This window comes from uncultured Sphingomonas sp. (assembly GCF_946477935.1).
Lineage (GTDB): Bacteria > Pseudomonadota > Alphaproteobacteria > Sphingomonadales > Sphingomonadaceae > Sphingomonas.
On sequence record NZ_CAMLAC010000120.1, the window covers coordinates 1 to 10,798 of the forward strand.

Below are 10,798 nucleotides of genomic sequence, written 5' to 3' on the forward strand. Positions count from 1 at the left end.
GCTCACTGGCGACTTCCGGATCGAGGCGGTGGAGGCGAATGGCCTACGCCTCGCCTTGGTCCGCGACAGGAATGGCCGCACAAACTGGTCGCGCCCCGGGCAAGGGGAACAGGGCGGCGGCGCCACCGACCTTCAGGATCTGACCGTCACCAACAGCGTCATCGCCTATCGCGACGCCAAGCAGGACCGGACCGCCACCGTCCGCTTTGCCGCCAATCCCGATACCGGGCTGCGCGCGGAAGGCCGCGGGTCGATCCGCGGCGCCGATGTCGCGATCCGCGTCACCGGGGCGCCGGTCCGCCCCGGCCCCTGGCCGTTCACCGCGATCATCGAAGGTCCGGCCCTGGCGATGCGTGCCACCGGCCGCATGGACCGCGCGCTCGATACCAACGCGATGACGCTGGACCTGACCGCGCGTGCAAGCGACCTGAAACTGATCGATGCCGTGGTGGAGGCCGGGCTGTTCCGCACGCGCCCGGTGCGCCTGTCCGCGCATGTCCGCCACCAACGCCCGATCTGGACGATCACCGATCTGACGGGAAGGATCGGCCGCTCCGACCTCACCGGCCGCGTGACCGTCGACAAAACGACCGACCGCACCAGGATCGACGGCGAAATCACCTCCCGCCAGTTCGACTTCGACGATCTCTCCTCGGCTGAGGGTCGCGCGGAGGCCGCCGCGCTGGAGCGCCGCATCGGACCACGGCTGGTGCCGAATACGCGCATCGATATCAGCAAGATCGATTCGACCGACGGCACGATCCGCTTCAAGGTCGGCCGCATCGTCAGCGCGCAGGGGCCTTCCCCGATCACTGCAATGGCGGGACGGCTGGTCCTGGACCGCCAGTTGCTGCGCGTTCCCGAATTGCGGCTGAACCTGACGGAAGGCGTGGTGCGCGGCTCCGCCCAGGTCGATCAACGGGGCGGCGCCCCGATTCCGACGCTGACCCTAGACCTGCGGCTTTCGGATGCCAGCGTGCTGTCGCTGGCCGGCGGCGGTGGCGACTTTACCGGCCGGGTTTCGGCACGTGCCCGACTGACCGGCGCAGGCGAGACGATCCGCGACGCCATCGGCCGGTCGCGCGGGTCGATCGGGCTGGTCATCCGCAACGGCACCCTGCCGGATCGCTATGCCGCCGCGCTTGGCTTCGATGCCGGGCGGATGCTGGTCACCGGCGACGATTCGCGGGCAGGGCTGCGCTGCCTGGTGCTGCGGCTCGCCATGCGCGACGGCGTCGGTCGTGTCGATCCGCTGGTGCTGGATACGACGCGCAGCAAGCTGCAAGGTACGGGCACGGTGCGCTTTCCGGAGGAGCGGATCGCGCTCAGCCTGACCGGCGCGCCCAAGGGTGACGCGATCCTGCGGCTGGACGGGGCGGCCATGATGACCGGCACGATCCGGGCGCCGAACCTCGTCATCCCGCGCGAGATAAGGTCGGTCGGCAACATCTTCCGCTCGATCGGCCGCGCGATCACCGGCAATACCGGCCCGACCGCCAGCAACGCGGATTGCGGTGCGCTGGCTGCGAAGGCGCTGCGCTGACGCTGGATACGGAAACGCCGGCCGTTTGAAGGGCCGGCGTCAGGGGCGGGTCAGTCCTTCCAGGCCCAGTAGAGCTGGGCCGGCGGCACGTTCCACCATTCCATGTCGTGATCGATCCGCTGCCAGTGCGGAACCAGAAAGTCCTTCACCTTCGGGCTGAACTGATAGACCAGAAAGGCACCGTCGGGGCGCAGCACCTGATGCGTCGCCGCGGCGATCGCCGGGCCGACGCCTGGCGGCAACGTGGAAAAGGGCAGGCCGGACAGCACGTAATCGGCATGCTCGAAGCCATGGTCCTTGATGATCTGGGCAACGTCCGCCGCCGACCCGTTAACCGCCGTGAAACGGGAATCCGTAATCGTATGGCGCAGGTAACGGCAGAAATCCGCGTTGGTGTCGATGGCGATCAGCATCGCATCGGGTGCCATCCGCTCCAGGATCGGCCGGCAGAAGGTGCCGACGCCGGGGCCATATTCCACGAACAGCTTGGTGTTCGCCCAGTCGACAGGCGCTAGCATCTTGCGGATCAGCTTGTTGGAAGACGGGATGATCGAGCCGACCATCACGGGATGTTTCAGAAATTCCTGGAAGAACATCTGGCCGGGGGACGGCACGCCCGCGGGTCGTGAACGCGCACGGCGCGCGGCGGTGGTCGAGCTGGGCATCGAGATCCTGTCGTTCGTGGTCCCCACACGGGCGGCGAGGTCTCCCCCTCCGTCGCACAGGTCGCAAACGTGTTTCAAGCTTTTGGGTTGCATCGGTGCGGCCGGCGACCTTGGCGTGGCATATGGGCGCGGTTAAACGGTCGCGGGACGGGACGGGGCGAGGCACATGGATCGGACGGGACAGATCGCGGTCATCTTCGTGTCGCAGCGTACCGGCGCCGATGCCGGCTATGCCGAGGCGGCGGAGGCGATGGACCGGCTCGCCGCCGAACAGCCGGGATATCGCGGCGTGGATGCGGTGCTCGGCACCGATGGTCTCGGCATAACGATAAGCTGGTGGACGGACGAAGCGGCGGCGATCGCCTGGCGAGAGCATCCCGCCCACGCCGCCATTCGCGCACGAGGGCGCGACGCATGGTATGAACGCTACGCCGTCGCCGTGGGCGCGATCACGCGGTCCTACCAATGGGAACGGGCATGATCCCCCCTCCCCGCCGGGGAGAGGGGATCATGCCCTCAATCCTCCCGCGGCCGGTTCGGGAAAGCAAAGCCGATCGGCTGGATCGCGGCGGCATCCTGCTTCAGCTTGGCGGCGATCTGCTCGTAGTCGCGCTCCATTTCCGGCGTCACGCTGGCACGCGCCTCGTCCAGCGCTTCCTCGAAATCGGCCATCGTCACCGATTGCGACTGAATCGAACGCCGTAGCGCGACCAGACCGGCGCGGCGAACCACATCCTCCAGATCGGCGCCGGTAAAACGCTCCGTGCGCCGCGCGACGATGTCGAGATCGACGTCGCCGGACAGCGGCATCTTCTGCGTCTGGATGCCCAGGATGCGGCGGCGCCCCTCCTCATTGGGCACGCCCACATAGATCAGCTCGTCGAAACGACCGGGGCGCAGCAGGGCCGGATCGACCAGATTGGGCCGATTGGTCGCGCCGATGACGACCACCGACTGCAATTCCTCCAGCCCGTCCATTTCGGCCAGGATGGTGTTCACCACCCGCTCGGTCACCTGCGGCTCGCCCAGCCCGCCGCCGCGCGCGGGCACCAGCGAATCGAGTTCGTCGATAAAGATCACCGTCGGCGCCACCTGCCGGGCGCGGGCGAACAGCCGGCTGATCTGCTGCTCGCTCTCGCCATACCATTTGCTCAGCAGGTCGCTCGACTTGGTGGCGATGAAGTTCGCCTCCGCCTCGCGCGCTACCGCCTTGGCGAGCAGCGTCTTGCCCGTGCCCGGCGGGCCATACAGCAGGAAGCCCTTGGCGGGACGGATGCCCAGCCGCCTGAAGGCGTCCGGATCCTTCAGTGGCAGCTCCACACCTTCCTTCAACCGCACCTGCGCGGCATCCAGTCCGCCGACATCGTCCCAGCGCACGCTCGGCGCTTGCACCATCACCTCGCGCATCGCGGACGGCTGGACGCGCTTCAGCGCCTCCAGGAAATCCTCGCGCGTGACGGACAGCGTATCCAGCACCTCGGGCGGGATCGTCCGCTCCTCCAGATTCAGCCTCGGCATGATCCGCCGCACCGCCTCGATCGCCGCCTCGCGCGTCAACGCCGCCAGATCGGCCCCGACAAAGCCGAAGGTGGTGCGCGCCAGCTCGTCCAGATCGACCTTGTCGCCCAGCGGCATGCCACGCGTATGAATGCCCAGTATCTCGCGGCGTCCACGCTCGTCGGGCACGCCGACCACGATCTCTCGGTCGAAGCGGCCTGGCCGACGCAGCGCCTCGTCGATAGCCTCTGGCCGATTCGTCGCCGCGATCACCACGAGGTTCGCACGCGACTCCAGTCCATCCATCAGCGTCAGCAACTGCGCGACGAGGCGCTTCTCCGCCTCGCCCTGCACCCGGTCGCGCTTGGGGGCGATCGAATCGATCTCGTCGATGAACACGATCGAGGGGGCGGCCTTGGTGGCTTCCTCGAACACCTCGCGCAGCCTTGATTCGGACTCGCCATAGGCGGAGCCCATGATCTCCGGCCCATTGATCAGAAAGAATTGCGCATCCGACTCGTTGGCAACCGCACGGGCGAGCCGCGTCTTGCCCGTTCCCGGCGGGCCGTAGAGGAGCAGCCCCTTGGGCGGATCGACCCCCAGCCGCTGGAACAGCTCGGGATAGCGCAGCGGCAGCTCGACCATCTCGCGCAACTGGTCGATCGTCGTCGCCATGCCGCCGATATCGTCATAGGTGACGTCGGCGCGACGCTGTGCGGGCTCCTCATATTCGGGGCGCAGTTCGATCTCGGTATTCTCGTCGATATGCACCACGCCCTTGGGGCTGGCCTGCACCACGGCGAGGCGGATTTCCTGCAGCGCATAGGCCGGCGCGTTCATGTAACGCTGCACGCCCGGCGGCATGTTCGTCACCCGCTGCTGCCCTGCGGTCGCCACCACGTCGCCCTGACATAAAGGCCGCCCGAAAAAAGTGCGCTTCAGCGCATTGGTGGAGCCTTGCAGGCGCAGATTCTGCTGTGCCGGCGCAAAGACGACGCGGGACGCCGGCTTCGAATCGACCCGGCGCACCTCGACGAAATCGCCCGAGCCGACACCGGCATTGGCCCGCTGCAAGCCATCGATGCGCAGGATGTCCAACCCCTCATCCTCCGGATAGGGGCCGACCGCACGGGCGGGTGTCGCCTGCTTGCCGACGATCTCGATCACGTCGCCCTCGGCGATCTGCAACGCCGCCATCAGCGAGCGCGGCAGGTGCGCGAGGCCGCGTCCCGAATCTTCGGGGCGGCTGTTCGCCACCTGTATCTTGCGCGTCGGCGCGTCGCTTTCGGCCATGCTGTTCCTCGTGCTTTTTCGTATCGCCAAGAGCGCGCCACGTGGGGGCGGGTTCCGGATCGCGAAAGGGCGAGGCGGCGTGCGGTGCCAAAAAAAAGGGCCGGTCCGCAGACCAGCCCATGAAAGTTTTTAGGAGAGGATGCCTGAAAGGCCCGTGCTTTTTGCGTCGCGGCAGATTATGTTGCAAGTGCGAAAAGCGTGTTGACGCTTGCAAGATGTGCAACCGTTTGATCCAAGTGTCCCAGGAGGAGGATGTCGATGCGCAGGCTGCCGCCCTTGGGGGCTATCGAGGCATTCGTGCAGGTGGCGCGGCTCGGTTCGATCAAAGCCGCGGCGGAGGAACTGGCGCTGTCCGCGCCCGCGCTCAGCCGCCGGGTTCAGACGCTCGAGCGATTCGTCGGCAAGCCGCTGTTCGCGCGGCGGCATCAGGCGATGGTGCCGAACGACGATGGCGAAACGCTGATGGCCCAGATCGCGCCGCTGCTCGATCAGTTGTCGGATGCGGTGGAGGCGATGTCGAGCGGGCAGGAAGTGCTGCGCCTGCGTCTCGGTGTGCTGCCGCTCTACGCCTCGCAAAAGCTCTTCCCGCGGCTGGGCGAACTGCGCACCGCCCATCCCGAACTGCATCTGGACATCGACACGGCGGGCCACGGCATCGCGCGATTGGGCGAGGGGCTGGATGCGGTGATCGCGCTCGGCCGCGAGATCGATCCCGCGCTCTATGCCAAGCGGCTGGATACCAACCGCGTCTATGTGATCGGCGCCAAGACGTTGCTCGACGGGCCTGATCCGATCGTCCGTCCCGAACAGATGAACGGCATGACCGCGCTGCTCCACCGCGAAATGCCGGATGCCTTCACCGCCTGGACCAGCACCGTCGGCCTGCCGAACGTAAAGCCCAAGGCGATCGACTTCTTCGATTCGGGCGGGTTGATGCTGGAGGCGGTCGCGCAGGGTCTCGGCATCGCCTTCATGCATGCCAGCCATTTCGAGAATGCGCATGATCCGCGCCTCGTCCGCCTGTTCGATATCGAGGTTGAAAGCCCGTACAGCCACTGGTTCGTCTGCCGCCCGCGCGCGCTCCAGCAGAAGCCGGTGAAGCTGTTCCACGACTGGCTGATCCGGACTTTATATCCGCAAGCGGCCTGAGGGTTCACGCGCAGCCGCGAAGCCGCCAAGATCGCTCGTCCGCGGCAGCGGACCTATATTACTTCTCTTCGCGCCTTCGCGTCTTCGCGTGAAATCTGTTCGCGCAGAGGCGCGGAGGACGCAGAGGCATGGCGCGTTTGAACCCCGCTTGTTGACCAGAACGCAAAACGAGCAACGCGATCTCTGCGTCCTCCGCGCCTCGTCCGCCGCTTCGATATCGCTAGCCGTAGGCGGCTTGAGGGTTCACGCGAAGACGCGAAGCCGCCAAGATGGACCGTCCGCGGCAGCGGACCTTTACCCCTTCTCTTCGCGCCTTCGCGTCTTCGCGTGAAATTCTGTTCGCGCAAAGGCGCGGAGGACGCAGAGGCGTTGCCCGTCCGAACACCACTTGTTGACCGGAACGCAAAATCAGCAACGTAATCTCTGCGTCCTCCGCGCCTCCGCGCGCAAAAAAAAGGCCCCCGCTCCAAGAAGCGAGGGCCTGAATGCGGCAGATTACGCCGCGCGCGCCTTCACGATCTTGCCCGGCTCGCGGGGCGGCTCACCCTTGGGCAGCGCGTCGATCAGCTCCATGCCGCTCGCGACCTGACCCCACACCGTGTACTGACGGTCGAGGAAGCGCGCATCGTCGAAGCAGATGAAGAACTGCGAGTTGGCCGAGTTCGGGTCGCTCGTCCGCGCCATCGAACAGGTGCCGCGCACATGCGGCTCGGCGTTGAACTCTTGGCGTAAATTCGGCTTGTCGGACCCGTGCATGCCGGTGCCGGTCGGGTCGCCGCCCTGCGCCATGAAGCCGGGGATCACGCGGTGGAACACGACACCGTCGTAAAAGCCCTCATTCGCCAGTTCGCCGATGCGGCGGACATGCTCGGGCGCCAGATCGGGGCGCAGCGTGATGACGACGTCGCCGTCGTCCAGCGTCAGGGTCAGCGTCTCAAAGGTATCGGCCATCAGTCTTCCTTCCTGTACTGCCCGCGCAGGTAGGGATTCGTTCGCCCGCTGGCAAATCGCGTTGCACCGCGATAGAGCGCGAACCGCACGCGAAACGTCAGGGAGGCAGCGATGAGCGACACCGAGCTTCCCGAGGTGGAGGGCGAAACCCAGCTGGACGAGGACGATCGGCTGAAGCCCGAATATGTCCGCGCGGTGCTGGAGGCGGTCGAGGACGGCAATGACGAGGGCGCCCGTGCGCTGGTCGAGCCGCTGCATGCCGCCGACATCGCCGACCTGTTCGAGCTGATCCCCGAAGAGGATCGCGGCACGCTGGCGCGCGCGGTGGCCGACCTGCTGAACGGCGACGTGTTCGCCGAGATGAACGATTATGTTCGCGAACAACTGATCCAGGCGCTGGAGCCGCATCAGGTCGCGGACATCGCCTCCGAACTCGATACCGACGACGCGGTCGCGATCATCGAGGACATGGACGAGCATGAGCAGCGCGCGGTGCTGCGCGCGCTCGATCCGGACGATCGCGCCGCGATCGAGGAGGCGCTGTCCTACCCGGAGGAATCCGCCGGCCGCCTGATGCAGCGCGAACTGATCGCGGTGCCCGAGCACTGGACGGTGGGCGACGCGATCGACTTCCTGCGCGGCCATGACGAGCTGACCACCGATTTCTGGGAAATCTTCGTGGTGGACGAACGGCACAAGCCGGTCGGCACGTGCCAGCTTTCCTGGATCCTGCGCACGCCCCGCGACATCGCGCTCGCCGACGTCATGAAGCGCGAACAGACGCTGATCCCGGTCGACATGGACCAGGAAGAGGTGGCGCTGCGCTTCCAGAAATATGCGCTGATCTCCGCCGCGGTGGTCGATGCCAGCGGCCGCCTGGTCGGCATGATCACGGTCGACGACGTCGTCCATATCATCCAGGAAGAGGCGGGCGAGGATACGCTGCTGCTGTCCGGCGCGGGCGAAGGCGACATCAACGAGCCGATCCGCTTCACCGTGCGTACCCGGCTCACCTGGCTGCTGATCAACCTGCCCACCGCGATGCTGGCCGCGACGGTGGTCGGGCTGTTCGACGAACGCATCGCGCGCTTCGCGGTGCTGGCGCAGTTGATGGGCATCGTCAGCGGCATGGGCGGCAATGCGGGCACGCAGACGCTGGCGGTGGTTGTCCGCGCGCTCGCCACCAATCAGCTTACCGGATCGAACACGCTCAGGATGATCGTGCGCGAACTGCGCATCGCCGCCAGCAACGGCACGGGCCTCGGCCTGCTGGTCGGGGCGGGCGCCTATCTGTGGTTCGGCAATCCCGGGCTGGCGATCGTCTTCGCACTCGCCCTGTTCATCAACAACATCGTCGCCGGCCTGGTCGGCGTGCTGGTGCCGGTGACGCTCGACCGGTTCAACATCGATCCGGCCGTCGCATCGTCGGTCTTCGTCACCACCTGCACCGACTCGATGGGCTTCTTCACGTTTCTGGGGCTGGCGGCGTTGTGGGGGCTGGGCGGCTGACTTGTCGCGGGCGGCTTTCGCCCCCAAATCCAGCGGCGTGGCACTGCATCTGACCAAAGTGGCGTTCGGCGCGGCAAGCGTCGAGCATCTTGCCGAACGCCTTCTCCTCCGCGCCGCCGACGGCCCTGTCTTTCTCACCACCCGCTACCTGCCCAAGCGGCATGAGGAAGTGGCGGGTCAGGGATCGCTGTTCTGGATCCTGAAGCACCAGTTGATCGCCCGCTCGCCGATCCTGTCCTTCGGCGAGGCGGAGGGCGGTCGCTGCGCGATCCATATCGACCCCGCGCTCGTGCTGGTGCAGGCCCGCCCCAAGCGCGCGCACCAGGGCTGGCGCTATCTGGAGGCCGCCGACGCCCCCGCCGACCTGGGCGGCGACGCCGACGGCGCGGACGTGCTGCCGCCCGTGCTGCTCGGCAAACTCGCCGAGCTGGCGCTGATCTGACCTACAGCTTCGGCCCCGACACCGCCTTGCGGGTCTTCTTGGGCGTATCGGCCAGGATCTTGGCGATGGCGGCGTTGCGCGAATCCTGCGTGGCGTAATCCCGCGCCGACATGCCGGCGAGCAGATCGCCCTGATCGGGATCGGCACCGGCGGCCAGCAATTCGCGCACCATGGCGATGTCGCGGCGCTGCACCGCCCGGATCAGCGGCGTCTCGCCCGCCGAATTGGCGATGTTGGCATTGGCCTTCGCCGCCGCCAGGATGCCGATCATGTCGGTCTGCCCGGTGGTGACGACCAGCAGCAGCGGCGTGTTGCCACGCCCGTCGCGCAGGTTCGGGTCGGCGCCCTTTTGCAGCAGGAAGCGCAGATAGGTCTCGTCGCCGCGCTTGATGACGGTGTGCAGCGCGCCCTCGCCGGTCGACGGATCGCGCGTGTTGATGATGTTGCTGCCGGGGCGGCCGAGCATCTCGGTCACCTCGTTGCCCTTGGCGTCTTTCACGGCCTGGAGGAACTTGTAGCTTTCGGACTGTTGCTGCGCACCGGCCGGTGCGGCAACGAGAACACCCAGCAGCATGGCTGCCAGGAGGGAGCGGACGGACATGCGGAGATCCTTGGAATCCATGGCTTGCGATCCGCTGCCTAACACAGCAAGGCTGCACGCGTCATGACCCTGTTGCGCTTCCTGCCGCTGCTGGTCGCGCTGGCCGCATGCAGCCCATCCGCGCCCGATGCGTCCACGCCGCCGCTGGCCGGCGCCCGGATCGGCGGCCCGTTCCGCCTGACCGGGGGAGACGGCACGCCCGTGACCGACCGGTCGCTGGGGAAACGCTGGCGTGTCATGTATTTCGGCTACACCTTCTGCCCCGATGTCTGCCCCACAGACATGCAGGCGATCGGCGCTGGCCTGCGCCTGCTGGAAGCGCGCGACCCCGCCAAGGCGCAGCGGATCGTCCCCGTCTTCGTCACCGTCGACCCCGCGCGCGACACCGCGCCCGTCGTCAGGCGGTTCGCGGCGGCCTTTCACCCCCGTGCCATCGGCCTGACCGGCAGCGAGGCGGCGATCGCCGCGATGGCCAAGTCCTACGGCGTCTATGCCGAGAAGGGCGAAGCGTCACCGGGCGGCGGCTATCTCGTCAATCACGCGCGGACCACCTATCTGATGGATCCGAACAACCTGCCCATCGCGCTGATCCCTGCCGACGAGGGACCGGAGGCCGTGGCGAACGCGCTGGAGCGCTGGGTCCGATGACCGTGAAATTCTGGGAGCTGCCGATCGAGCAGCTCGACCGCGCCCAGTGGGAGGCGCTGTGCGACGGCTGCGGCAAATGCTGCCTGCACAAGCTGGAGGACGAGGATACCGGCGAGTTGCTGCCGACCAACGTCGCCTGCCGCATGCTCGATCGCCGCACCGGCTTCTGCTCGGACTATCGCAACCGGCGCGCCTTCGTGCCCGAATGCGTGCGGCTGACGATGCGCAACGTCCGCAACATCGACTGGCTGCCGCGCACCTGCGCCTACCGCCTGCGCGCCGCGAACGAGCCGCTGCCCGACTGGCATTACCTCGTCTCGGGCGACCGCGACGCGGTGCACCGCGCGGGCGAATCGGTACGCGGCTGGACGGTCAGCGAAGACGATGCCGGCGAGTTCGAGAACCACATCGTCGAACGGGATTTGTGAGGGGTGTTTGTCACCAACCCCTCTCCCCTCCGGGGAGAGGGAGGGGACCCGCGGCGTCAGCCGTGGGGAGGG

11 protein-coding genes are annotated in these 10,798 nt (G+C 67.1%); 7 read left to right on the forward strand and 4 right to left on the reverse strand.

The annotated features are described in order from the left end of the window. Positions 1 to 1,543 (forward strand): AsmA-like C-terminal region-containing protein (locus Q0U08_RS12810; RefSeq protein ID WP_298091781.1); only part of this gene is annotated, 1,543 nt, incomplete at its 5' end. Positions 1,544 to 1,593: 50 nt separating this feature from the next. Here Q0U08_RS12810 and Q0U08_RS12815 read toward each other — a convergent pair. Next, positions 1,594 to 2,208: a methyltransferase gene (locus Q0U08_RS12815; RefSeq protein WP_298091782.1), complete on the reverse strand. Its 615-nt coding sequence runs from the start codon at positions 2,206 to 2,208 to the stop codon at positions 1,594 to 1,596. Positions 2,209 to 2,374: 166 nt separating this feature from the next. On the opposite strand from Q0U08_RS12815, the gene Q0U08_RS12820 reads away from it, so the two are divergent. Then, on the forward strand, positions 2,375 to 2,689 hold the full coding sequence (locus tag Q0U08_RS12820; RefSeq protein WP_298091783.1) for an antibiotic biosynthesis monooxygenase: 315 nt from the start codon (positions 2,375 to 2,377) through the stop codon (positions 2,687 to 2,689). A 35-nt stretch (positions 2,690 to 2,724) separates the two neighbouring features. On the opposite strand, the gene Q0U08_RS12825 is transcribed toward Q0U08_RS12820, so the two are convergent. Then, the gene (locus tag Q0U08_RS12825; RefSeq protein WP_298091784.1) at positions 2,725 to 4,998 is read right to left on the reverse strand and encodes a CDC48 family AAA ATPase; all 2,274 of its coding nucleotides are present in this window, start codon (positions 4,996 to 4,998) and stop codon (positions 2,725 to 2,727) included. Positions 4,999 to 5,256: 258 nt separating this feature from the next. On the opposite strand from Q0U08_RS12825, the gene Q0U08_RS12830 reads away from it, so the two are divergent. Continuing rightward, positions 5,257 to 6,147 carry a LysR substrate-binding domain-containing protein gene (locus Q0U08_RS12830; protein WP_298091785.1) on the forward strand — a complete coding sequence of 297 codons (891 nt, stop codon included), beginning with the start codon at positions 5,257 to 5,259 and terminating at the stop codon, positions 6,145 to 6,147. 495 nt (positions 6,148 to 6,642) lie between these two features. Here the strand turns inward: Q0U08_RS12830 and Q0U08_RS12835 are convergent, their stop codons facing one another. Then, positions 6,643 to 7,098, reverse strand: coding sequence for a peptidylprolyl isomerase (locus tag Q0U08_RS12835; protein WP_298091786.1), 456 nt, complete (start codon positions 7,096 to 7,098; stop codon positions 6,643 to 6,645). Positions 7,099 to 7,209: 111 nt separating this feature from the next. On the opposite strand from Q0U08_RS12835, the gene mgtE reads away from it, so the two are divergent. Together mgtE and Q0U08_RS12845 are read left to right on the forward strand one after the other, a co-directional pair. Next, the gene (mgtE, locus tag Q0U08_RS12840; RefSeq protein WP_298091787.1) at positions 7,210 to 8,607 is read left to right on the forward strand and encodes a magnesium transporter; all 1,398 of its coding nucleotides are present in this window, start codon (positions 7,210 to 7,212) and stop codon (positions 8,605 to 8,607) included. 37 nt (positions 8,608 to 8,644) lie between these two features. Beyond that, positions 8,645 to 9,049 (forward strand): DUF1489 domain-containing protein, encoded by a 405-nt coding sequence (locus tag Q0U08_RS12845; protein WP_298091791.1) that lies wholly within the window; start codon positions 8,645 to 8,647, stop codon positions 9,047 to 9,049. A gap of 1 nt (position 9,050) precedes the next feature. Here the strand turns inward: Q0U08_RS12845 and Q0U08_RS12850 are convergent, their stop codons facing one another. Further along, on the reverse strand, positions 9,051 to 9,650 hold the full coding sequence (locus tag Q0U08_RS12850; RefSeq protein WP_298091788.1) for an ankyrin repeat domain-containing protein: 600 nt from the start codon (positions 9,648 to 9,650) through the stop codon (positions 9,051 to 9,053). Between the two features lie 63 nt (positions 9,651 to 9,713). On the opposite strand from Q0U08_RS12850, the gene Q0U08_RS12855 reads away from it, so the two are divergent. Then, positions 9,714 to 10,298: an SCO family protein gene (locus Q0U08_RS12855; protein ID WP_298091789.1), complete on the forward strand. Its 585-nt coding sequence runs from the start codon at positions 9,714 to 9,716 to the stop codon at positions 10,296 to 10,298. Further along, positions 10,295 to 10,726: a YcgN family cysteine cluster protein gene (locus Q0U08_RS12860; RefSeq protein ID WP_298091790.1), complete on the forward strand. Its 432-nt coding sequence runs from the start codon at positions 10,295 to 10,297 to the stop codon at positions 10,724 to 10,726. Before Q0U08_RS12855 ends, Q0U08_RS12860 begins: the two co-directional genes overlap by 4 nt. Positions 10,727 to 10,798: the final 72 nt, after the last annotated feature.

Excerpts from the sequence above, each read along its gene's own strand:
- Q0U08_RS12825 (WP_298091784.1), bottom strand. The coding sequence starts at position 4,998 with ATGGCCGAAAGCGACGCGCCGACGCGCAAGATACAGGTGGCGAACAGC.
- Q0U08_RS12815 (WP_298091782.1), bottom strand. The coding sequence starts at position 2,208 with ATGCCCAGCTCGACCACCGCCGCGCGCCGTGCGCGTTCACGACCCGCG.
- Q0U08_RS12850 (WP_298091788.1), bottom strand. The coding sequence starts at position 9,650 with ATGTCCGTCCGCTCCCTCCTGGCAGCCATGCTGCTGGGTGTTCTCGTT.
- Q0U08_RS12830 (WP_298091785.1), top strand. The coding sequence starts at position 5,257 with ATGCGCAGGCTGCCGCCCTTGGGGGCTATCGAGGCATTCGTGCAGGTG.
- mgtE (WP_298091787.1), top strand. The coding sequence starts at position 7,210 with ATGAGCGACACCGAGCTTCCCGAGGTGGAGGGCGAAACCCAGCTGGAC.
- Q0U08_RS12820 (WP_298091783.1), top strand. The coding sequence starts at position 2,375 with ATGGATCGGACGGGACAGATCGCGGTCATCTTCGTGTCGCAGCGTACC.
- Q0U08_RS12860 (WP_298091790.1), top strand. The coding sequence starts at position 10,295 with ATGACCGTGAAATTCTGGGAGCTGCCGATCGAGCAGCTCGACCGCGCC.
- Q0U08_RS12835 (WP_298091786.1), bottom strand. The coding sequence starts at position 7,098 with ATGGCCGATACCTTTGAGACGCTGACCCTGACGCTGGACGACGGCGAC.
- Q0U08_RS12855 (WP_298091789.1), top strand. The coding sequence starts at position 9,714 with ATGACCCTGTTGCGCTTCCTGCCGCTGCTGGTCGCGCTGGCCGCATGC.